Raw genomic sequence first — 26,322 nt, forward strand, 5'->3', positions numbered from 1 at the left:
ATTTTCTTAATATTTATGAAATATATACGTAAAAACCCCCTCATAAATTATATGAGGGGGTTTTTTCTATGAATATTTTAAAGAAATACTTAATCCGTAATTTCTCTAACAAATGATGTATTACCTGTTACATATTCATTTTGACCAATATATAGTCTGGTAATTCCATAATATTTAACTATTTTTTGAACTTTGAATACATTTCCACGTTGTAATTTCACAGTCCAGTTCTTATCGTTAAATTTCAAATCGGTGTGAATTCTAATACCATTCTTAGCTATCACTCTGAACTTATTATGGTTCTTACGGTAATAACGACTTTCTTGCTTGTTTGAAGTAGTCTTTGAATTAGTATCAGTCTTCTTACGGCGGAATGTAACCTTAGCATTGCTGCCACGATAGAATTCCTTCAAGTAAGCGTCGACATAAGCATCACTATGATCAGACAAGTTCTTTGGAAGTGACTTGTGTGATGCCTTGTACTTCTTGACATCTTGAGTGGCCTTACGTTGTTCGTAAGTCTTCTCATCAATCACAAATGACTTGTTACTTGTTACGTAACGACCTTTTCCAATGTAGAATCTGGTGATTCCATGGAACTTAACAACCTTTTCAACTCTAATGATATCGCCACGACGAAGCGTTGATACCCAGTTGCGGTCAGTAAAGTTCTTACTTGTATGAATCAAAGCATCCTTTTGAAGTCTGAATTCAGTGTAGTTCTTTCTGTAGTAACGACTTACCTTCGTTGGAGTCACTGTTACAGAGTAGCCTGGGTTGTTAATAGTTTGTTGTTTCTTAATAACTGGTGTAACTACCTTCTTATGGGTCTTCTTAACATTTGTTTGGACAGTCTTCTTATGAATTTGCTTAATTGATGTTTGTTTTGCCTTGGTCTTATGCTTCTTAACTACAGTTGGTTTCTTGGTTGTTTCAGTCTTCTTGACTACCTTCTTCTTAGCTGGTTTTGTCTTAATTACTGGAGTTACCTTCTTAACAACCTTCTTCTTGGTTGTCTTTTTAACCTTCTTAGTAGTCTTCTTCTTATCGGCCTTGGCTAATTGAGTTGCAACAACGTAATCCTTGTTACCAGTGACGTATTCACCGTGACCAACGTATAGTCTAGTTGTCTTACCGTATCTAACAATCTTGATAACCTTGATTAGATCACCATGTTGCAATGTAGTAATCCAGTTATGCTTGGTAAACTTAGGACTCATGTACATTCTTGCACCATGTTTGTTAGAAACTCTGTACAACTTGTAATTCTTCTTGTAGTACTTCTTAGATACCTTAGAGAAGTCGCTTTCTTGTGCGGCTTTCTTCTTAGCCAAGAAGTAATCATAAGCACGTTGGTAAGTAACTTGGTAAGCCAATGACTTACCGCTAACATCTTGCTTAATTCCCTTATTGGCATCCGCACTAGCAGCAATCGTTGCTTGATATGCATCGTCAGTAGCAACGTTACCAGTTGTGCTTTGCTTACCATTACTTTGAGCAGCTTGGTAACCCTTGTAAGCAGAATCAGCGTAAGTGAAACCAACTTGGTAATATGGATTATCTGACTTGGATTGTGCATTAGCCTGATTTCCGTCATTGTAACCAGATTGTGATTGTTCGTAACCCATCTTAATTGCGGCAGCATCTTCAGGTGTTGCTGAGTACTTGTTAATCGCAGCAGATTCAGTCAATCCTTCGGTGTATGCCTTAGCACCATTGTTAGCAGCTTGTTGAGCAATTTGTGCTTCACGTTGGTAAGCAGCAATGAAGACTGGGTCGTTACTATCACTTAGATGGTTGTTTGGACGGTTTGAATTAATATCAATCAATGCCAATACAGAACCACGGTAAGTGTTGTCCACATTGTTGCCGTTAGTGTGACTTGCCAATTGATCAGTACCTAATTGTACTAATTCGATACCAACCTTGGCGTCGTTGTAACCCTTGGTGAAGACATCCTTAACGGATTGGTTACCACCAAATTGACCTAAGGAATCATTCAATGAGCCATTTTGTAGGTAAGTAACACCTGCGTTCTTAGCAATTTGACTTGCGTAAGCCAATGCCTTAGCGTAAGCAGCCTTGTATGGAGCACCTTGTTCAGCATTTGCATATTGACCAGGATTTCCATTCTTAATGTCATTAAGAGCAGCGGCTGCTCCACGGTAGACTGTGTCTTCATTGGAGTTAGTTGTATGGTTGACCCCATCGTTTGCATTTTGCAATGCAAGGTTGTAACCATTTTGTGCATCGCTGTAACCCTTAGAGTAAGCAGCACGTTGAGATTGGTTATCTCCAAACGTTGCCAATTGATCATTCAAGTTGACATCATTACCAAATCCAGTCGCACCGTTGGTAGTTTCTGGTTGAGCAGTTTGTAGAGCCTTTTGATATGCGTCGATGTAAACGATATCGTTAGAAGCTTTAGCTTGTGCTCCATCATTTCCGCTCTTAACGTCGTTAATTGCATTAACAACAGCCTTGAATACCAAGTCGTTTGTACTGTTTGCAGTGTATGGACTGTTTTGATCTGGGTTTTGTTGAGCTTGAGCGTATGCCTTTTGAGCATCGTTGTAACCCTTAGTAATTGCATCCCTATCAGATTGGTTGTCACCAACACGGTCTAATAGGTCACTCAATTGACTATCACTTAGGTAACCAGTGATACCTGTTCTTAGGATTTCAATTGCTTCAGCTAAAGCCTTATCGTAAGCACTTTGTGCTACGACATCACTGTCAGCTGGACGACTGCTACCTAGTTGACCTAACTTAACATCGTTAAATGCAAGTGATGAACCATGGAAGGTTTGATCAGCATTAGTGTCAGTTTGTCTGCTTTCAGTATCTGGTTTGCTCTTGGCTTGACCGTATGCAGTTTGGGCATCAGTGTAACCACGGCTAATTTCATTCTTAAGAGTGTTGTTATCACCTTGAGAAGTAAGCAAGTCAGCTTGTGATTTACCTTGGTTAAATCCAACGGCTCCGGTTTGGGCAAGTTGGTTAGCCAATGCTTTAGCACGGTTGAATGCTGAAATGTATGCTGGGTTAGTTTGTGATGCATCAGGAGTAGCATTCTTATCTTGGGCAACAGCGTTAAACGCGTCAGCAGCTCCGACGTATGCCACGTCTTCATTGCTTGATGTCTTATGATCGTCAGCCTTAGATGCATCTTGTTGAGCGGCGTTGAAACCGTTATTGGCATCAGTATAACCAGTAGTGAAGACATCCTTCAATGCTTGGTTGTTACCGAATTGACCTAGTGAACTGTTAAGGTCGGCACTGTTACCAAATGCTGTAGCACCGGCATTAGCTTGAGATTGTGCTTCTTGTAATGCTTTAGCGTAAGCAGCTCTGAATGGTGCTGATTGTTCTGCGTTTGCATTTTGACCAGCATGACCATTCTTAACATCTTGCAATGCGGCAGCTGCCCCACGGTAGACTTCGTCACCATTGCTTGAACTTGCATGATCACTACCATCATTAGCATTTTGAAGTGCTTGAGCGTAAGCAGTTTGCGCATCGTTGTAACCTCTTGAGTATGCATCCTTTTGAACTTGGTTGTTACCAAACTTAGCAAGTTCATCGGCAAGGTTAACACCTTGACCGAATCCAGTCGCACCATTGGTTGCTTGAGGTTGTGCTTCGTTCAATGCACGTTGATATGCATCTACATATACCTTGTCGGTTGAAGCATTTGCTTGAGCACCAACGTTGTTAGCCTTCACGTCAGCAATTGCGTTCGCAACGGCGGCAAAGACTAGGTTGCTGTTAGTGTTAGCAGCATATGGGTTGTTTTCAGTTGGGTTTTGTTGAGCTTCTGCGTAAGCAGTTTGTGCATCATTGTAACCCTTAGCGATTGCATCCTTATCTGATTGGTTAGCACCCGCACTGTTAACAGTGTTATCAAGAGTAGCACCCTTGATGAATGCGTCACTTCCGTTCTTAGCAACACCTTGAGCGTAACTTAAGGCCTTGTCGTAAGCACTTTGAGCAACGGCATCACTGTCATCAGGACGACTATTGCCGTCAGTACCATTCTTAACATCGCTGAATGCTAATGAAGCACCATGGAATGTCTTGTCAGCATTACTATCAGTTTGATGAGTAGTTGTGTCAGGTTGTGCTTCAGCTTGACTGTATGCAGTTTGTGCATCAACGTAACCACGACTGACAGCATTTTGTAATGCCTTGTTGTCGCCTTGTGCACTTAGCAAGTCTTGTTGAGCAGTTCCCTTGTTGAAACCAACTGCAGCATCTTTAGCGATTTGTAGTGCTTGATCCTTCGCACGACTGAATGAAGCAAGGTAAGCCGCATTAGTTTGTGATGCATCAGGAGTTGGGTTTTCACCACGAGATACCGCGTTAAATGCATCGGCAGCTCCACGGTAAACTTCATCCTTATCACCATTAGTGCTATGAGTTGAACTCATATTAGCATCCTTTTGTGCGTCGGTGTATCCAGCACTCGCATCGTTGTAACCTTTGGCAAAGGTATCGCTTAATGCTTGGTTATTACCAAATTGACCAAGTGCACTGTTAAGGTCAGCATTGTTACCAAATGCAGTAGCACCGGCATTAGATTGAGCTTGGGCTTGAGCCAATGCCTTAGCGTATGCAGCTTGGTATGGTGCTGATTGTTCTGCGTTTGCATGTTGACCAGCAGTTCCGTTCTTAACATCTAATAATGCAGCAGATGCACCACGATAAGTTTCATCACCATTTGATGATGTTTTGTGGTCGGCGTTGTCGTTAGCATTTTGCAATGCTTGGCCGTAAGCAGTTTGTGCATCGTTGTAACCCTTGGTGTAAGCGTCCTTTTGAGCTTGGTTGTTACCAAATGATTCAAGTTGTTGTTGTAGGTTGACACCATTACTGAATCCGCTAGCACCGTTGGTTGCTACCGGTTGAGCTTCGTTTAAAGCACGTTGGTAAGCAGCAACGTATGCAGGATCAGAACTCTTGTTAGCTTGGGCACCCGCTTCGCCGTTCTTCACATCGCTAAATGCGTTTTGAGCGGCTTCGAATACCAAGTTACTGTTAGTTCCGGTTGCGTATGGACTAGCTTGACTAGGAGTTTGTTGAGCTTGACCATAAGCTGCTTGAGCATCGTTGTATCCCTTAGTAAAGGCGTTCTTGTCAGATTGGTTGTTACCTAGTTTAGCAACTTGAGTGGCTAAGTCTTGGCCATTACCAAAACTAGTTGCCCCATTGTTAGCTACTTGTTTAGCAGCATTCAATGCAACTTGGTAAGCGTCTTGGTAGACAGGACTGGCATCAGAAGTACCATTTTGTCCTTCTTCACCATTCTTCACGTCGTTAAATGCGGCAGCCGCACCCTTGAAACTTTCATCCACATTAGTGTTACCAGTGTGGGTGGTGTCATCTGGATTTTGACGTGCTTCATTGTAACCTTGTGATGCACTAGCTTGACCAGCTTGGTAAGCATTCTTATCAGCTTGAGTCCAGTTAGTCATGTCTTGGTTATTGTTAGTGAATTGGTTTTGAGCACCAAGTGATGCCTTAGCCAATGCCTTGTCGTATTCGGCACTGTATTGGTCTTGGTATGCTTGAGTCTTGTTAGAACTAGTGTCAAAACTCTTCTTGGTGTTGCCTTGAACTGCGTCTAGGTAACCATCCTTAGCACCATCATGACCAGTTTGCACATTAATGTTACCTGATGTGTAGTTAGCGTTGGCATCCTTTTGACCGTTAAAGTCGTTGGCACCACTCTTACCATCTGCAACAGCTTGTGCACCTGATTGATATGCAGCACTAGGGTTGCTTGGCGCTTGAACATTGTTCATTGCGTCATCATGACCTTGTTTAGCATCATCATACCCCTTTTGAGCTGCTTGACCAGTCGCACTGTTGTCATCAGTCTTAGCACTTCCACTGTTGTAAGTAGTTGCACCAGCTAATGCAGCTGCTTGACCAGCACTCAATGCCTTGTTATATGCATCAGCATAAGCCTTAGCTTGAGTTGCATCAGTAGGTGTTGAGTTGTTAGTACCGTAACTTCCATCATGGAAACCATTTGCAGTGGCATGGTATGCAGCCTCTTGAGCAGCAGTACCGTTGTAAACTGAACGATTTGGATTAGTCAAAGCATCGTTGTATCCAGTTTGCATATCACTAGCAGTTTGCACACCAGCTAGGTATGACTTATCGTTGTTGTTTTGGTTAATTTGACCATTAACTTGAGCATTGTATCCAGCAGTTGCTTGATCAAACGCATTCTTGTGAGCCACATTTAGTGCATCATTTGAATTGGTAGCTGTGTCAGGTTTTCCGGCAGCAAATTCTGCAAGTCCTGCAGCTGCAGCTTGAGCAGCTTCGTTCTTCGCACTCTTGTATGCGTTGATGTATGCAGTTGACTTACCATCTAATGAAGTGTCGTTACCAGTCTTACCAGCAGCAAATCCAGCCTTAGCACCTTCAAATGAGTTGTAAGCGTCACTGTCTACAATGTTGTTGTTAGCAGTTGTAATGTCACCCTTGATTGCATTGTATGCAGTTTTAGCATTTTGCTTACCGGCATTGTAAGCATCTAATTCAGTTGAAGATAGTTTTGAAGTATCTGTTGATGGATTAGTTGCATATGCATCGTTGGCACCACTTGTAGCAATTTGTTTAGCGTTGTCGTAAGCATTGTTGTATGCATCTTGGTATTGAACTGACTTGTTAGCCAAAGTTGAATCCTTTGGTTCGTCGTTCTTACCAGCAGCAAACGCAGCTTGTGCGGCAAGGTATCCAGCTTTTTCAGATGCTGATTCGTTACCAGTTAGTTGACCACCGCTGGTGAACAATTGACGACCTGAAACCATGTCGTTATAAGCATTAACCCCAACCATAAATTGTGGGTTAGCCTTTTGTTCATCAGTGTAATTACCACCGGCTTGTGCAGCCTTGTAACCAGCCACCGCGTCGGCATATGCTTTAGCAGCAACACCACTTGGGGCGTTGGTTACGGCTGGACTAGCGTTTCCATCAGCAAATGTTTGAGCACCTTGGATAAGTGCTTGTTTAGCATCACCTTGTGCCTTCTTGTATGCACTTTGGTAAGCCAATGACTTGTCAGATAGATCAGTGACATTACCAGTCTTGGCATCGTCGAAAGCTTGTAGAGCAGCCTTGTTAGCATCATTTCTTGGAGCATCGTCAGTATTGCTGTTTGAAACACCGTTGTAGGCATCTTGGTAACCATTCAATGCGGATAGTCCGTACTTGTTACCAGTTTGGATTCCACTATCGGCGTTATCTGAAACCTTAGTACCAGCAAATCCAGTGTTAAATCCTTGTTGTGCATCTTGGTAACCATCTTGACCTAGCTTGTCGCTTGGTTCTGGTTGGTTAGATACAAACGCATTTGCACCTTCATTGTATTGAACTTGCATTGCTTGGATGGCTTGCTTGTAAGCAGCCTTCTTAATTGGATTGTTTTGGATTGTTGAATCATCAGAGTTGGTACTGTGTCCTGGATTATCAACCAAGTCTGTCTTAGCCTGTTGTGCTGCTTGAGTAGCACTAGTGTAGACAGGGTCTTGGTTATTGCTGTCAGTATTACTGTTTACGATTCCACTAACGGCATCTTGAACAGTCTTAGCTGACTTAATACCATCTTTTTGAGCAGCGTTTGGATTACTGATTGGTGTGTTGTTAACAACTGAATCGAATCCTGACTTGGTATCAGCATAACCTTGAGCCAAACGATCCTTAGCTTGTTGTGAAGTTACGCCAGTAGTATCTGCAACGTTCTTCCCACTATCAAATTGTTGTTGACCAGTTTGGTAGTTAGCTTGTAAATCAGATACGGCCTTGTTGTAAGCATCAACGTAAGCTGGGTCTTTGTATTGAGATGTTTGTGGTTTGTCAGGGTTAGCGGCAATTGCATTACTTGCATCTGTGTATGCCTTTTGCGCCTTAGCATATGCGTCGTTGTCGACATGGTCGGTAGTGGTGTTGTTTTCAACATCGTTTAGACCAGCTTGACTTGACTTGTATGCGTTGTATCCGGATACGTAAGCAGTAGTTGCACCACTTGGTAATGAGGCAACATTATTGTTCTTAGCTAATTGATATCCATCACTAGCATCTTGGTAACCCTTCGCTTGAGCGATTGAATGAGAGTCTGCACCGTATGGTTTGTCTAGTCCCTTGTTAAAGTCACTAGCACCAGTTGCAGCATCCATTTGAGCTTGTTGCTTAGCAGCAGCATAAGCATCGTTGTAAACCACTGATTGACTTGCGTCAGTTGGTGTTTGGTTATCAGAGTTACCATTGGCACCATCCTTGTAACCGTTCAATGTTGCTTGGTATGCGGCTTCTTGAGCAGGAGTACTCTTGTATTCATTACCGTTGTTGCTTGGGTTAGTTGTGGCATCGTTAGTACCATTTGCTAATTGCTTAGCTAAGTTGATACCTGCTTGGTAATTAACGTTTTGGTTATTATTATCAGCGTTACCAGCTTTTTGAGCTTGGTAACCATCTGATACAGCTTGATAACCAGCCTTGTGAGCTTGGTTTAATGAGTCGTTTGAAGCAGTAGCAGAATCACTGTTACCTGCTTCGTATTCCTTAAGACCATCGTTAGCAGCAGCACTAGCTTCATTCTTAGCCTTGTTGAAGGCATTTAGGAATGTGTTGGACTTGCCTGATAAATCAGGAGTGATTCCTGTTGATCCAGCAGCAAAACCAGCCTTAGCACCATCAAATGCTTGTGCAGCATCTGTTCCAGTAGCATTTGGATTAGCCTTGGTGTTATCGGACTTAGTGTCGTTGTATGCCGCAATTGCGTTTTGCTTACCAGCTGCATAAGCAGTCTTTTGAGCTTGAGTCCAACCATCCTGGCTAACTGGAGTAGTGTTATTGAATGCTTCAGAAGCACCGATTGTTGCCTTAGCTTGGGCATCGGCATAAGCATTGTTGTAAACGTCTTGGTATGCTTCTGGTTTGCTACCTAAATCACTTGGCTTAGCGCTGTCATTCTTACCACTTGAGTAAGCATCTTGGGCAGCAGTATAACCAGCCTTTTCGGCAGAACTAGCATCATCTGGTAATTTTTCACCATTTACATATGCATCGTGTCCCTTAACTGATTGGTTGTATGCATCAACCCCAGCCATAAATGATGGATTCTTCTTATCATCATCGGTAATCTTACCGTCTCTAGCAGCTTCATAACCTGACTTAGCGTAGTCGTAAGCTGCTTGCTTAACTTGACTTAGCGCATCGTCACCAGTTGGTCTGGTTTCACCGTTAGCAAATGCTGTCGCACCACTAGTAGTTGCAACAGCAGCATCTTGTTGTGCCTTTTGGTATGCCAATTGGTATGCAACAAATGGTTCTTTAGAGATATCAGTTGTCTTTAGGTTCTTAGCATCATCAAATGCTTGAAGGGCAGCAGAGTTAGCTTGTTGTTGCATTGCATCGCCTGAAGTATCCTTCTTGTTTGATAGTGCTTCTTGGTAACTTGACAATGCAGATTGTCCAGCTGTTTGACCAGCCTTAGTAGCACTGTGTTCGTTAGGAACGCTTGTACCATTGAATCCGGCAGCAAAACCAGCTTGGGCGTCATTGTATCCTTGATTACCTAAATCAGTGCTTGGCTTGGTTTGGTTGTTCAAGTAGTCGCTTGAACCATCTGCGTATTGTTGATGCATTTGGTTAACAGCAACCTTGTAAGCAGCTGCCTTGATTGGGTTGTTTTGAATGCTTGCGTCGTCTGAAATAGTTGAATGATCTGGATCATTTTGTAGATCTTGTTTTGCTTGTCCAGCTGCACTGTTGGCGGTTTGAACAATTGGATCATTGCTGCTTGAGACGTTGTCGGTTGCGACACCGTTGACGGAATCGATAACCTTTTGTGCCATGTCGGCACCCTTTTGGGTAGTGTCATTGGCGTTGTTAGTTGTCTTTCCATCAATCTTGTCGTTGAAACCACGTTGAACATCAGCGTAACCTTGTTCAATTTGCGTCTTAGCTTGATTTGATTTAGCACCTGAAGTGTCAGCAGATTTGCTACCGTTAACGAATTGGTTAGTACCATTTTGGTAGTTTTGCTTCAAGTCGTTAACGGCCTTAGTATAAGCAGTTTTGTATACAGGTGAACTATCACTAGCAGTTGCTGGTGAATCTGGGTTGGAACTGATTGCCTTAGAAGCATCATCGTATGCCTTTTGAGCCTTGTTATATGAAGCAGAATCGACAACGTTTGCAGTAGTTGTACCATTTTCGATGTCGTTGATTCCGGCTTGACCAGACTTATTGGCATTGAAACCAGTCTTGTAGGCATCAGTTGCGTTAGTTGGAATTGTTGCATCTTTGTTGGTTGCAGCATTGTATCCATCTGTTGCATCTTGGTAACCCTTTTGTTGAGCAAGACTTTCGGCTGAATTACCAGTTGGTTTAGTATTACCAGCAATGTATGAGATAGCTCCAGTGGTTGCGGATTGTTCACCCTTTTGCTTAGCAGCTTGGTATGCATCGTTGTAAGCCTTAGCTTGACTAGGGTCAGTAGTTGTTGCGTTATCGTTATTGCCGTTACTACCGTCTAGGTAACCATTAACGGTCGCCTTGTAGGCAGCATCTTGAGCAGCTGAACCAGAGTTGTATGAATCCTTCTTACTTGGATCAGTTAAAGCGTCGGCAGAACCCTTGGCAACGTCCTTGGCAGTTTGCACACCTGATTGGTAAGAAGTGTCCTTGTTACCATTATCAACAGTGTTATTGTTTTGGGCGTTGTAACCGTTTTGAGCTTGGGTGTAGCCATTAACGTGAGCAACACTTAGCGCATCCTTAGCATTAGCATCAGCGGAGTCACTTTGTTGAGCGTTGAATTGATCAGCACCCGCTTTTGCAGCTTGTTGTGCTTCTTGCTTAGCAGCATTGTATGCGTTAATGAATGTTTGAGTCTTGTTAGTTAGGTCAGTGGTTGCACCAGACTTACCGTCTGAGAAACCAGCCTTAGCACCATCGAATGCTTCACCGGAGTTACTACCAGTTGGGTAGTTATTTTGAGCGGTAACATCTTGCTTAGTCTTATCGAAACCAGCTTCGGCGTTCGCCTTACCAGTGTTGTAAGCATCCTTTTGAGCTTGGGTCCAAGTGCTTTGATCTACCTTAGAAGTTGAGTTCCCAAATGCTTCACTAGCACCTGATTGGGCCTTTTGTTGAGCATCTGCATAAGAATCTGAATATTCATCTTGGTAAATACCAGGTTGCTGATTCAAATCACTTCTTTGTGGTTGATCACTTGCACCAGCTGTATAAGCGTCCTTAGTGGCGTTGTAAGCTAGATTTTCAGCTGTAGTTGCATCACCTGGTAATGATTTTCCTTCATTAAATAAAGTACGACCGGTTTGTGCATCTTGATATGCCTTTACCCCAGCCATGAATGATGGGTTGTTCTTTTGTTCTTGGGTCAACGTTGCACCAGTCTTGGCAGCATCGTATCCAGAACGTGCATCATCGTAAGCCTTAGCTTGGGCATCTGTGATGGCGTCAGTCACTGTTGGACGAACTTGACCACTTGCGAATGCGGTCGCACCGTCTGTGATGGCTTGTTTAGCAATTTCTTTGGCCTTGTTGTAGGCAGCTTGGAAGGCTACCGGTTCTTTAGCAAGGTCGCTGGCACTCATTGAAGTATTGTTCTTAGCATCAGCAAATGCTTGTTTGGCACCGTTGTTACCATCTTTTTCGACTTGTGGTGCATTCGCATTTTCATCCTTTAGAGATAATGCATTGTTGTAACCAGCAAGTGCTTGTTCACCAGCGGATAGTCCGCTTTGGGCTGCACTGTGTTGGTTAGCAATTGATGTTTGACCGCTGAAACCAGCAGTGAATCCTTCATTTGCTTCTTGGTAACCCTTCTTACCTAGATCATCACTAGGTTCAGTAGTGTTATTCAAGTATGAATTAGTTCCGGCATCGTAGTTAGCCTTGTATTGTTCTTGCGCTTGCTTGTAAGCAGCCGCCTTTACAGGGTTATTAGCGATGCTTGGATCAGTTGATACATCAGCGTGATCTGGGTCGCTTAGTATATCATTGTGTGCCGATTGAGTTGCGTTGTTGGCTGCTTGAGCAACTGGGTCACTACTGTTCTTGTATGAACCACCCACTGAAGCCTTAACAGTGTCAGTTACTGTCTTAGCAGCGTCCATCCCTGCTTTTTGAGCATCGTTTGGATTAGTAATGGTTTGACCGTTAATCGCAGCATTGAAACCAGCTTGAGCATCAGCGTAACCTTGGCTAATTCTACCCTTACCTTGGTCGGATGAAGCGCCACTAGTGTTAGCACTTGATTGAGCATCCATGAATTGTTGCTTACCTGAATCGTAGTTATTCTTCAAGTCAGCTTGGGCTTGCTTGTAGATTTCTTGATATGCAGGTGAAGTATTAGTAGTTGCTGCTGGGTTGTCTGGGTTAGCAGCAATTGAATCACTTGCATCCTTGTAAGCTTGTTGAGCTTGGGTGTACGCACTGTTATCAGCGTGGCTAGTTGGGGTTGTGGCACCCTTTTCAATGTCAGATAGACCTGTACGAGCAGATTGAGCAGCATTGTATCCAGCCATGAATGATGGATTGTTTCTTTGTGCTTCAGTTGGTGTTTGTTTATTAACGGCGGCATCGTGACCACTTTGAGCATCCTTGTACCCTTGGCTTTGAGCTTGACCAGCCAAACTCTTATCGGAATTATCTGCTTGACCTGCATTAAATGCGTTCGCACCGTCAGCAGCCTTTTGCATACCTAGTGCATGAGCTTGGGTGTACGCATCTGTGTATGCCTTAGCTTGAGCAGAGTCTCCTTCAGAGACACTTTGACCGTTATTGTTGTTATTAGCACCAGCTGTGATACCAGCTAAAGCGGCATCGTAAGCAGCCTTTTGAGAAGCATTGACTGGAGTGAATGACTTGTCATCACTGCCAGTTGCTTGTTGAGCTGCTGAAACACCGGTGTTTTCATCAGTACGTAGTTGTTGACCTGCCTTGTATGCTGGATCATTGGTATTGATACCAGGACCAGTTTGACCGTTGTATCCGGCTTGAGCTTGGGTATAACCATCATTGTGAGCTACGTTCTTAGCGTCGGTTGCGGTTGCGTTGGCAGTATTACTCTTGTTAGCAGTAAATTCATCGATACCGGCTTGAGCATTTTGTCTAGCTTCTTGTTGAGCCTTGTTGTAGGCAGCCTTGAATACGTCTGACTTACCGTCTAGTGAAGTTTGTCCACCATTAGTACCGTCAGCAAAACCAGCTTTGGCTCCATCGAATGATTCTGAACCATCACTACCTGCAGAGTATGGGTTGGTTGCATTCACGTTGTCTTGGTTTTGCTTGTACGCATTGTTGGCGTTAGTAACACCAGTTGCATATGCATCCTTTTGCTTTTGAGTCCATCCAGTTTGATCCACTGGTTGGCCAGTCAATGCAGCGTTGGCCCCTTGGGTAGCCTTTTGCTTAGCATCATTATAAGAAGTAGTGTATGCATCCTTGTATGCTTGACTCTTACCAGTTAAATCAGGCATTTGACCGTCTGATTGACCGTTAGCGTAAGCATCGACAGTACCTTGGTAACCATCTTTTTGTGGTTGAGTCCAGTTAGTCATGTTTGGAGTGGTATTGCTACCAGCTGCGGCTAATCCTTCGTTTCCTGACTTAGAATCATTGAAACCAGTGTTTAGAGCTGAATTATTCTTTTGCGCTTCAGTTAAGGTTTGACCAGCTTGTTGTAAATCATGACCTTGTTTAGCAGCATTGTAACCTGCACTTTGAACCTTGGAAATTGGATCGGTAGCAGTAGTGTTGCTGTCACCATTTACATATCCGCTTGCACCCTTGTCATAAGCAGTTTGTGCTGCTTGTTTTACCTTGGCGTAAGCCAACTTGAATGCATTACTGTATGAAGTGTATGCAGAATCGTTGTTTGAAAGACCGTTACTAATGTCAGTAAGTGCTTGAGACGCACCATTGTTAGCATCGATTTGGTTTTGATCAGTTCCAGCTGGGTAGTTGATTTGACCAGTTGAAACGGCATCGTTGTAACCTTGTAATGCCTTTTGACCGGCCGTTTGAGCAACTTGTGTTTGACTATGATTATTTTGCATGGATGTTCCATTAAATCCTGCAGCAAATCCATTTTGCGCATCGTTGTAACCCATGGTGTATTCATAAGTTGCGTTAGCAGGAGCAGCTTGACTACTTAGGTATTGTTGAGCACCGTTTTGGTAGTTAGCTTGCATTGTATTAACCGCATTGGTGTATGCAATAGGATATACCGGATTATTATTATTAGCATTATTTTGTGAAGGTTGGTTAGATACATCTGGATTATTATCAACAGCATTTTTAGCATCGGTTGCAGCAGCACCAGCAGTAATATAAATAAGGTCTGTAGATTGAGTATTATACTCACCTGTACTTGATACGTCTCTAATAGCCGCTAAAATTTGTTGACCTTCTGACTGTCCATACTTAGCAGCCGTAGTTTTTAGTGTTAGTGGTTGAGATAAATATCCAAATCTGAAACCTTTTTGCGCTTCACTTAATCCTTGAGCTCTCATAGCTGTTGAATATTGATTTGATCCAGCAGGTACTGAAACCCCATTAACCTCATTATTAGCTAAAGCTTGGTATCCAGTTTGATAATCAAGTTTTAATTCACCTACTGCCACATTATACGCATCTTTATATGCTGGGGATTTCCCGGTCATATCTGGAAGTGTTGTCGCATCAGGATTTTGGAGTAGCTGACCATAAGCATCTCTATATGCATTAATGGCATCAGTATAAGATTGTTTATCAGAAACTGAATTTTGGCTAGAAGTATTTCCATTAACAGCATCACTATTACCTGCATTTTCAGATTGGTATGCATTGTAACCTGTCATGTATGCTGCATCAGATGCTTGAGCTGATCCAATGTTCTTTGAATCGCTAAATCCAGTTTGGGCACGACCATAACCATAGTTAAACGCTTGTGAATCGGCATCGCTACCAGTAGCTTGGTTTTGTCCTCTGACGTATGCCAAAGCACCATTAGCACCATCTTGAATTGCGATATCTCTTGATCTGTTATATGCGTCAACGTATGCCTTAGATTGGTTAGCATCACGACTTAGTGGTGTTGCAGAAGCATTTGGTGTGTTCTTCAAAACATCATTAAATGCTCCAGCAGTACCATCGTAAGCAGCAACTCTTACTGCTGAACCAGTGTAGTTAGCGCCTAGAGTTGGGTTAGTCTTGGCATCGTTAATACCTGATTGAATATCGTTGTACATAGTGTTACCAGCAATGTATGAAGCACTCTTGTTGGTAGTATCAAAAGTATTTGTGGTTGATGCATTGTAACCCTTTTGAGCTTGGTTGTAACCATTGCTCATTGCCTTAGTATCAACAGTTGCGTTGGCTGAAGTTGTGTCATAGGTGTTATCTTGGCTAGCTTGGAATGTAGCAACCCCTTGCGCTTCATCTGATAATGCCTTGGCCTTGGCAGCAACAAAAGCAGCTTGGTAGGCATTTGATTGCGTATTAATTCCACTTACACCATATGAAGGCAATTGAGTATTTGGAATATTTGGATTAGCAACATATGCATAAGCATCCTTAACTCCGTAGTAAGCACTCTTGGAGTCACCTGATAGTCCATTATCTGTACTATTTAGTGCTTGAGCTTGTTTTACCCCATCGGCAGATTGGATACCTTGAGCATTACCAGTTGTATATGGTTTATCTTGTCCTTGCTTAGTTACACCACTAGCCCCATCTTGATAACCATTTTCGGCAATTGATACACCGGTTGCGTAGTTCTTATCTTGTTGTTGTTCAGCTTGGCTAACAGTACCGTTAGTGTAGTCATTGGCACCGGCTTGAAGACGACCAGCTGTATTACCTTGCTTGTAAGCATTTTGGTAAATTGGGTTGTTTGCTTGCGCAGCACTGTTGTTAGTAGATGTTCCTTCAGTAGATGCCGAACCATCTTTGTAACCATCAACAGATCCTTGGTAACCATCTTGGTATGCAAATGGGTTAACAGTGCTTGGAACGTTGGTTGGGATATCGTTAGTTGAAGAATTATTCTTAACGGCAGCCAAACCATCGTTAGCACCTAAGGCTTGTGAGTAAGCTAATCCATAAACCGTGGTTGTGTTGTTGTTATTACGTTGTTTCTTTTGTGCATCAAGCAAAGCGTTCATAGTATCTGCGTAACCAGGTTCTGTGTTGGCGTTAGGGTTGTTACTACCATTGTTAAAGTCCTTAATGGCATCAGCATATCCTTTAGCGGTAGCTTGTCCATTTACAAAACCAGCGGCAGCGTTGGTGTTAGCTGGAGCAGATGAGTTTGGATTACTCAATCCTTGCTTAAATCCAGTAGTTAATGCTTGGTAAGCTTGAGTGTAACCAGCTTGAATAGCTGCTGTTGATTCTTGACTTGGGTTTGGTTGAACCCCGTTGTCAAAGTCTCTGACAGCATCTGCAGAAGCCTTGTTGATATCTGCGACGGCACGGTTGTATCCATCAATGTAAAGTGTTCCATTCGGACTACTTGTGATTGGTTGGATAGTTCCGTTTGCAGAAGCATTGTTCAATGCATCAACAACACCATGGTAAGTTTGTGATGGTGAGTCAGATACCTTTGGATTACTCTTAGCTTCGGCAGCATTGTAGTCATTCATGAAGGTATGACCAACTGTTTGACCTTGTTGGTAGTTAGCGTTTGAATCAGGAGTTGATCCAGTAGTCATGCGAAGAACTGAATGGTATCCATCCATTACTTGTTTGTATGCTGCTGTGTAAGCAACGTTCTTAGCGCCATCAGCGTTTAGTGTTGCATCAGTTGCTGATTGGTTTTGACTCAATTGTTGCAATGCTTCGTTGGCTAAACTAGCGCCATCTGAATAAGCCTTGTTATATGCATCAACGAAGACCTTGTCATATTGGGAAGTAATTGTCTTAGAACCAGTAGCCACATCCATGTATCCAGCCTTGGTACCATTGTAGGCATCCAATTGATCTGGATCGCTTGGTGTGTTGTTTTGAACTGATGTCTTAGCTGTATTAATCCCTGTATTTAAGTTTTGTTGTTGCTTTACACCATCAACGTAACCTTGAGATTTGGTGTTAACAGTGTTTCCAGTTGTTCCATTGTATCCATTAGTTAGGTCGTTAAAACCAGCTTGTAGGAATCCAAATGAAATTTGTGGTTGAGTGTTACCTGCAGTTGGTGGAACAGTTGTCTTCTTGGCAATGCTTTCACCATTTTGGTAATCAGCTTGAGCTTGGGTGTTGAACCAACTTTGCAAATCTGTGTACAAAGTACCACTAGGACTTTGTTGGTTATTGTATTTAGTATTTTCCAATGATGCTAGTTGAGTGTTAAAGATATCAGCTGCAACATTGTAAGCAACCAATTTATTACCATCGTTAGCAGTTAGTGCAGCTTGGTTATTAGCTAGTGCATTATTTGAATCACTGAATCCAGTTGTCACATCATTTTTGAATGAATTATATCCCAACTTGTATGCGTTTTGTAGGTTAGTAGTGAATTGAGCAACAATTGTACTACTGTTTACGTATGTTGGATCAGCCTTGTTAGCTGAAGGTGTAAAAGTTGGTAAGCTTTGGCTTTTACCATCACGAGCATCCAATAGACCTTGTCTAGCGGCATCGTAACCTTGACTGTAGTATGCGATGTAGTATTTCTCATGACCACTGACAGAAATAGGCAAGTTATTAATGTAATCCTGTGCACCTTGGTTGAATGCACTAGCATCGATGTTCTTGGTTGCATCTAAACGTTCATCACTAACCCCAGTGTTAAATCCAGTTACATAGGTTTTATCAGTGTTATTAGTGGTAATATTTGAGTTTCCTGGTTGGCTTTGTGCTTGAGAATATCCATCTGAATGTCCTTGAGCAGCAGTATTTACACCAGTAGCATAGTTGGTATCACTATTGGCAACAGTTTGGCTAACAGTGTTGTTAACATAGTCATTAGCCCCTGCTTGTTGTCTACCTTGTGCATTACCATTTTGGTATGAAGTTTCATAGTTAGCAGTCGTTTGATTTGTAGGATTGTTGTTGGTGTTTGATCCAGTAGTGGATGACACCCCGTCTTTGTAACCATCAACAGCACCCTTATAACCAGTGTAGTATGAAGAAGATAGGTTTTCATCTTTTTGATAGTTGGCTGGAATTACAGAATTTGGATACTGAACCCCTTGTGGATTAGCGCTATTCTTAACAGTGTTAAGACCATCAGATTGACCTTGGTTGAAGGCAGTTTGGGCATCTGAGAAACCACTGTTAAATGATTGTTGACCAATTGTTGAGTTGTTGTATGGGTTGTTAGCGGCTGTGTTAGCTTGCTTGTTGTTGAAAGTTTGCGCCCCTTGTTCGTAAGCCTTTGGTTGAACGTATAAGATGTATCCAACTTCTTCAAGCAAGTCTAGTTTTGATTCTGTTTGAGATGTTAGATTAATGTCGGTTTGACCTTGAGCCGCCTTGTAGTATCCATACTTGATACTCTTGTAGACAGTCTTGTCCCCTACATATGAATCGTCAGATAAGGCACCGTGACTTGTAGTACTTGATTCTGATGAAATGTTAGAAACCGCATGAATCAATGCTGCTTGAACAGCATCGTATGCTGATTGAGCGGCAGACAAGTTGTAGATACCAGCAGATGGGTTTACAACTGTTGGTCTTTGCTTAGCTAGTGCACCGTTAATCAATGATTGTCCATATTGGAAACCGGCTTGTTCGGCCTTACTTGCGTTAGGATTTGGATTAGCAGCGGTTGGGTTTGATACGTTTTTAACCGCATTGAAATAACCCGCTTCCGCATCCAAATAAGCATTCTTTTGCGTTGGGTTTGATAGAACAGTTCCGTATCCACCGGATGTACTGTTAATAATCGCGTTTCTTTCATCTTGAACGAATGAAAGAGCACCTTGGGCATCGGATAAACCAGTTGTTGTAGCTGATGCTGGAATACCCAAGTATGTTGAAGCAAGTCCGTATTGTGATTGAAGAGTTGATAATGGTAGTGATGCCTTACTTGGATCTAGTCCAACTAGATATGCTTGGTTATATTGGTTTACACCATCTTGATAACCAGGAATATTTTGTAATTGCGGACTAGTAATACCGAAATGGGCATCACTAACACCGGCATCATAAGCGGCCTTTTGGTAACCTTGGATGTAGGCAACCGGGTTAACAGCAGCGTTAAATCCAGTAGTTTGTTTTAAATCATCCAATGATAATGGTGAATTCTTATTAAATGCTGCATATCCACTTTGGGCATCATTGTAAGCACCTGTGTAGTCGGTACTTGTTCTGGTAGCGAAACTTTCTGCATTCTTGGCATTGGTGTTACCAGCAGAGGCATCGGCTAAACCATCAACGATACCATTTTGTTGAACAGCTGTACTACCGGCAGTAATTCCCATATCACCATTTTCAGTTACTTTTCCGTTACTACCGGTGTTGTAACCTTCAATTGTGATTGTGTAGTTATTAGTTCCTGCCGATGGACTAGTGTTAACGATGTTGTTAACACTGGTCAAACCATACTTGAAACGCATCCCTACAAATTGAGGGTTAACGTTTCCGATTGCACTCTTTTGTAATACAAAAGTAACTGGGATAATTTCACCAGCGTAGTTGGTTGGAACGTTAATTGCCCCAGTGTAGAGGTTAGGATCGGCATTTGAATATAAATCTTGTGTCGATGAGTTTGGATAAGTTGTTAAATTATTGAAATTACCTTGTGGATCAGTTCCAGAGTATCCAACTTGGTAGTAAAGTTTTTGCCCTAAAATTGAGTTGTAGTTGGTCAATTTTGCGTATGAAGTAATAACAGTGTTTCCGTTATTATCAACAGAAACCCCACTAGTTCCTACGAATTGAACGGCAGGAATACTTTGAATTTCTAGTTGGGTTGTATTTACACTTCCACTGACTGGGTTACCAGAACCATCGACACCAGTGTAGTTAACACTACCTGATGGAAGGTTAAAGTAGTAAAGAGGAGTGATACGGTTGGATGAATCCTTTATTCCGACGTTGTATGCATTAATTCCTTTTTGGTTACCACCAGTTTGGAAAGTATTATTGGTAGTGTTGTTATTGTAGAAGATGACGTGATCACTACCAACACCATTAATAGTTAAGTTACCGTAGTATGGAGTTACATATCCACCATTTTGGTCGGTAAGTCCAACAATCAAGTTACCTCCATTGCCAACATAGAAGTTACCATTGTTATTTTCGTTGGCAATCAAACCATATAAAGTAGCTTGACGACCATCAGAAGTGTAATAAGTTCCAGTTGTTTGTGGCAAACCAGCTTCAAGTGCCTTAACTAATCCACCGTTGATAACTTTAATTGTGGATGCCCCTTGCATATCGATTGCTTGGTTATAGTAACCAGCAGTACCGTTATATGCTTGGAAGTTGATGGTACCACCATCGACAGTGATGTTACCCCCACTCATGAAGATACCACCTGATAGACGGTTAGCAGTTTGTGAAGCTAATGGAATAATATTTAAGACCGCATCCTTAGCCACGTTCAAGTTGGCTGATGAACTACGAAAGTAAATTGCCATGTTAGAGCTGTTAATTCCGTTTTCACCTTGTCCACCAGTATCACGACTGGCAAGGGTCATCTTGGAATTTTGACCAAGTGTCATGTTCCCGTACAATTCAATAGCGTTACCACCATATACTGGTGAAGTATTTCCGAAGTAATGAGAATTATTTTCTAGAACGAAGTTTTGCACTTCAAGGTTTTGTTGGTTCCCACCACCAACAGTTAGGACATTTTGGGTGAATGGAGAGTTGTAGTAAGCTGATTTTCCAAGATTGTTGTAGTTAACCGGATTTAAAACGTTAACATTTCCGGAGAAGTATACGTTTTGTGAGGTCGCACTAAGCAATTGTCCACCAATGTAGTTAATATTGGAGTAATGAATATTATCATTAGAACCGACACGGAATGGACCATAATAGTTGGCAGCATAAAGTGTTTGGAAATTTTGAAGATACAAATCAGTAAAGTTACTGTTAGTGAATGTGTAATCCATGTCATGGAAATCCATCATGTGGTTTTGTCCATCAATTGTGATAGATGAACCGGTTGCATTAATATTTGCGTATTCACCACCAGTACCAGTAAGTGCTGTTAAATCGATATCACCGACAATCTTAATTTTAATAACATTGTTAGCAACATTACCACCACCGGCATTCATTGCACCAGTTTGACCTGTCAAAACATTGAAGAATTGGCCACCATTAGAAACAAAGACCACACCAGATCCCTTGGCGGTTTCTTGGTTAACAACATCGTTGTAACCCATGTTGTAGTATTGATTAGATGTATTTACTGGGTTAAACGCAGTATTAACCTTAAAGTTGTTAGAGCTGTCAAAAGAGTTCGCAATTGAGTCTTTGGCACCCAAGTATGCTTGATCATATGGGTTAGATGAGTTTCTGATTCCTGCGAATGAATTCATGTAGAAATCTTGATTTCCTTTGCTTGCTTGTCCAGGAGCAATACCGACCCACTTACCTGATTCGGCATCGTTGTAACCTTGCATTGCCAATGTCATGTTTGTGGCAGTATCAAAAGCCTTCGCCAAACCGGCGTAGTTAGCATATTGCTGGCGTGCTTGTTGGATAATTGCATCGCTAGCTTGAGGAATGATTGAAGCCCCAATTTGATTAGATGATTGCACACTGACGTTATTAACATTTGAGAACTTAGATAGTAATTGTTGTTCGTAGTTTTGTGTTGAAGTGTATGCTGAATATGGAGTATCGGCACCACCACGGTATGGAGAATCCGGACTGTTGTAGTTTTGTGGAGTTCCATCTGTTAATGCAGTTTGTGGATTGGTAGTTGATGCACCAGTAAATCCACTTCCGTTACTAGACGCAGCACCAGATGAAGAATTGTTAGATGCAGTTGTATTTGCCGCAGTATTGTTTGCTAGACTGGCTCCACTTGAACTTAAGCTGGCAACTTTAACGTTTCCAGCATCATCTTTTCTATTAGGTGTGTTTCCATAGTAAGTGTAATCTTGAGTACCGGCACCAATTCCTTGAGTCTTTTGGTTGTAATCGTTCATTACTGCAGCTGCGGCTGCATAACCAGCATTGTAGTAGTTAATTGCTTGTCCGGTTAAAGTACCCGAGTTGTTTGCCTTACCATTGTAAGCATCTTGATAACCTTGTTGAATTTGTTGGGCATAAGTAGCTGAATCATCATTGTTGTTAAAGCTAGGAGCTTGACCATTAGTAGTTCCTACAGTAACAACTGGAGCAGACGCACTGGCTCCTGAAGACGCACTGGTCCCGTTAGTTGAGGCAGTGTTAGTGTTAGTGTTAGTGGCAGCAGTGTTAGTGTTAGTTGCGGCATTTCCACTACCAGCACTTTGATTATTATTTTGTGTACCACTAGTAGTATTGCCGTTAGTAGTATTACTGTTATTAGTAGTGCCTCCACTAGTACCATCCGCATGAGCTTCTGTTCCACCCATGGTGTACGCAGTGGTTCCCAAAAAAGCTAATGTCGCAACGGATACTACGACCCATTGTTTCTTAACTTTCTTCATCACTTTCTTATCTTTTACTTTGTTAAATTGTTGCTTGTTGTATTGCATAGTAATGGTCCTTTCAAATTCAATCGAGGTTTTAATACTTTAATTTAAAACTTTTTCTAAAAATTTATTATTTTGCGCTGTTATTTCATTAAAAAGCGCGCATTGAGGGTAATTTTATATAATCACTATATTATCATCTTCTTAAAGAAATTTAAAACGTTTTGAAGAATCATTTAATATTTATCGATTAAACAATACATATTGTCTAATAAATGGCTTAAAATTCATATTTTAAAAGAATTTTTCAATGCATTTAGATTGTCTTATTTTTAATCTTTTTATAATTTTAATTCGAAACATCATAACACAAAAATTACCGTAACTATAATTAAAAAGATAAAAGAAATGTTTATTTAACATTTGTAATATCAATGAAAATATTATTTCTTCTAGCTTTCATTATTGGCTATTTTCTTTTACAATATAATAAATAATATTTGCGTTAATATGGGAGGTATGAATTTTGTCACAACAACGATTATTAGACATTAAAAACGGCTATAACTTCCGTGAACTTGGTGGATACCAAACCAAAGATGGCCGTTTTGTAAAATGGAATAAAGTCCTGCGCTCAGGTGATCTTGCTGAACTATCAGATTCAGATTTAGCCTTTTTAGAAGACTATGGCATTAATTTCGATGTCGACTTAAGATCTGACACAGAAAGAACAAAGGCACCTGATAAAAAATCAAGCAAGATTAAGCTTATCGCTAACCCTGTCTTCAACAGCGGTCACGACAAGACTGAACAGCAATACGCTGAACAGTACATGGATGATGCCAATCGTGGCAAACAAAATATGATTAATTCATACCAATCAATGGTAACTAGTCCATCCGCACAAAAGGCTTTTAAAAATCTTTTCAAGACCTTATTAGCTAACACTGGCGACGGTGCCGTACTATTCCATTGCGCGCAAGGAAAGGACCGTACTGGTCTATCTGCTGCGTTCTTCTTATTCGCTTTAGGCGTTGATGAAGAAACCATCAAAAAAGATTACCTATTATCAAAAGAAGCAATGAAACCATTCATTCAAGTAAAAATTGATCAATACAGCAAGTACGGTATGACTGACGAACTTCGTCAAAACCTACACGACTTATACACTGTTGATGAATCATACTTCGATGCTGCGATGGCTACCATTAAAGAAAAATATGGTAATATCAATAACTTCTTGCACGAATTTATTGGCCTATCTGACGCAGATATTGCTAAATTAAAGGATATTTATCTTACAGACTAAATAACATTGGAGTGATTTTTATGGGATTTAAAAAAGCTGCTGCTGCTTTAGGTGTAATGTCTACTGCAGTTGGGGCAGGAGCTTTTATGTTCAGTAACTACCTATTTAAACTAGGTATGAGCAGAAAGGACGACGAACCTGTCCCACAAACTAGCCAATTACGTTTTGCATACGCATACTACCGTTATGTCGATTGGTTCCACGCTATTCCAAAGGAAGAATGGGTGTTAAACGAAGTCGACACAGGCGAAAAAATGATTGCTTCATATGTTCCTGCAAAGGAAGAAACAAAGAAAACAATCATCATGGCCCACGGAGTTGGATGTAACCGTGAGACAATGGCAAACTTCATTAAGATGTACCACGAACTAGGTTTTAACGTCCTAGCTCCTGACGATCGTGCCCACGGTGATAGTGATGGTAAATACGTAAGCTATGGATGGAAGGACCGCATCGACTACCTTCGTTGGATTAAGCTAGTCCTCGAAAAAGTCGGTGACGATGCTGAAATCCTAATGTTTGGTATCAGTATGGGAGCCGGAATTGTCACAATGCTAAGTGGTGAGGACTTACCAAAACAAGTAAAGGCAATCATCGCTGATTGCGGATACACCAATGTTGGTGACGAATTCAACTACTTACTAAAGGATTTATACCACTTACCTCCTTACCCAATCGAACCATTGGTTAGCGCGATTAACTGGTACAAAGTTGGATATCGTTTGCACAATGCCTCATGTACTGAAGCATTGAAGAAAAACGATTTGCCTACCCTATTCATTCACGGGGACAGCGACATCTACGTGCCAACTTACATGTCTTATGAAAACTACGCCGCATCAAACGGTCCAAAGCAACTATGGATTGTGCCCGGTGCAGGTCATGAAGAAAGCTTCTGGGTCAACCCAGTCGCATACAAGAAGCGCGTCAAAGACTTCTTGCACACATACTTTGACTAAATAAAAAAGACTCAGCTTTCGCTGGGTCTTTTTTATTTAGTCATTTTATTTATTATATTGTTTGTTCCATTCATCTTCAGTTAAGATCGAGTTACCAAAATTATTAACATGTTGTTTTTGAGCGGGAGTACTGTAGTAGGTCTTAACTAAAGAGTCAATGCTTACAGTACTATTTGCTTTTGGAGCTTCAGCTTCAGATCTATTGCCTAGATGAGCTGAATCAGTATATTTAATGTTAACATTTGAACCTTGAACACTGTATGAAATATCAGCTACTCCATCACCGTTAAAGTTTAGGCTACTGTAATTCTTGGGATTATATTTGGAACTTTGTGAATTTTGACCGTTGTAGCACATTCTGCTAAGGAAATAATCCTCCTCATTTCCATCATCATTACCATTAACCTTACTCTTTATAACGGTTGTATAGCGAGAATATAAGTCGGTATTAGTCTTTTTGCCTTCAGCTTTTGCTTGTTCATCTTGAACCCATTCATAAGCTAATAATCCGATTGTCTTATCGTCTAAACTTTGTGCATTAGTTTGATTGCTACCTGATGTACTGCTCATACTACTTGAACTGGTAGAAGTAGTTGATGAAGCAGCAACCTTCTTTGAAGTTGGACCTGCGCCGTTTGTCTTGCTTGATTGGCTTGAATCTTGGCTCTTACCACACCCCACTAATACTAATGAGACCAGCGCAGCCAATCCGATTATGTATAATGTTTTCTTGAACATTTGAAACTCCCCCTTTATTCATTTAATATTACCATTAAAAACATCTAATGGGTACGTATATGTAAAATAAAAAAGTCAGCCGACCTGGCTGACTCTTACTTAAATGTTAATGTCATTAGCATTGACGCGTTAATAATCATGTAGATAACAATTGAAATCACTAGTGGTTTCCAATCGTATGCTAGACTCACTTTCACACGGTTAAACCAACGCTTGAAGTAATTTCCTTCATCCGCATCGACGATTGAATCGATGATGTTAAAACTAATCTTGGCGTTGATGTATGCCATGTATAGGATGGTCAAAGTACCAATCAATAGTACTAGTCCACCTAAAATATCACCAACTGGAAGTGTGTAGTAAGCAAGTGCTAATTCTTGTCCAGCTAGTAATAATGTAATAATTGTTGGCAAGGCCACAATGCGACGTGATGGTAGCAAAGTACATACTAGATAGAACAATACCAAGATCACTGCATAAATTAATGAACTCAATAATGTTGACCAATTAACTAAAAAGAATGTCACTTTCACACTGCCCCAGTGAGCAAAGTGGGCTTTACTGAAACTGTAATAAACCGTAAATAAGAAGAATAGGACAGCAAATATCCATCCTTCTTTTGTCATTTGAAATTTTTTATTCATTATATATCACCTATATTTCATTCTAACTGATTTTAAAAAATTACACAAAAAAAGAGCTGACGGATTGC

5 protein-coding genes are annotated in these 26,322 nt (G+C 41.3%); 2 read left to right on the plus strand and 3 right to left on the minus strand.

Annotated elements, in window-relative coordinates; all coding sequences use genetic code 11:
• Nucleotides 1–89 precede the first annotated feature (89 nt).
• Nucleotides 90–22,667 carry a DUF5776 domain-containing protein gene (locus OEZ61_RS00130; RefSeq protein ID WP_290046500.1) on the minus strand — a complete coding sequence of 7,526 codons (22,578 nt, stop codon included), beginning with the start codon at nt 22,665–22,667 and terminating at the stop codon, nt 90–92.
• 463 nt (nt 22,668–23,130) lie between these two features.
• On the opposite strand from OEZ61_RS00130, the gene OEZ61_RS00135 reads away from it, so the two are divergent.
• The gene (locus tag OEZ61_RS00135; RefSeq protein ID WP_217304404.1) at nt 23,131–23,913 is read left to right on the plus strand and encodes a tyrosine-protein phosphatase; all 783 of its coding nucleotides are present in this window, start codon (nt 23,131–23,133) and stop codon (nt 23,911–23,913) included.
• 20 nt (nt 23,914–23,933) lie between these two features.
• A complete protein-coding gene (locus tag OEZ61_RS00140; RefSeq protein ID WP_094750589.1) occupies nt 23,934–24,872 on the plus strand; it encodes an alpha/beta hydrolase in 939 nt (312 codons plus the stop codon).
• Between the two features lie 45 nt (nt 24,873–24,917).
• Here OEZ61_RS00140 and OEZ61_RS00145 read toward each other — a convergent pair whose 3' ends face one another.
• The gene (locus OEZ61_RS00145) at nt 24,918–25,610 is read right to left on the minus strand and encodes a hypothetical protein (RefSeq protein WP_041152805.1); all 693 of its coding nucleotides are present in this window, start codon (nt 25,608–25,610) and stop codon (nt 24,918–24,920) included.
• A gap of 95 nt (nt 25,611–25,705) precedes the next feature.
• Complete coding sequence (locus OEZ61_RS00150; RefSeq protein WP_290046502.1) at nt 25,706–26,254, minus strand: hypothetical protein; 549 nt, start codon at nt 26,252–26,254, stop codon at nt 25,706–25,708.
• Between the last annotated feature and the right edge of the window lie 68 nt (nt 26,255–26,322).

Source organism: Apilactobacillus sp. EABW-1NA, from assembly GCF_030398685.1.
Classification (GTDB): Bacteria; Bacillota; Bacilli; order Lactobacillales; family Lactobacillaceae; genus Apilactobacillus; species Apilactobacillus waqarii.

What these genes read in the sequence shown, in the direction of transcription:
- OEZ61_RS00130 (WP_290046500.1), bottom strand. Translation starts at nt 22,667, where the DNA reads ATGCAATACAACAAGCAACAATTTAACAAAGTAAAAGATAAGAAAGTG.
- OEZ61_RS00140 (WP_094750589.1), top strand. Translation starts at nt 23,934, where the DNA reads ATGGGATTTAAAAAAGCTGCTGCTGCTTTAGGTGTAATGTCTACTGCA.
- OEZ61_RS00145 (WP_041152805.1), bottom strand. Translation starts at nt 25,610, where the DNA reads ATGTTCAAGAAAACATTATACATAATCGGATTGGCTGCGCTGGTCTCA.
- OEZ61_RS00150 (WP_290046502.1), bottom strand. Translation starts at nt 26,254, where the DNA reads ATGAATAAAAAATTTCAAATGACAAAAGAAGGATGGATATTTGCTGTC.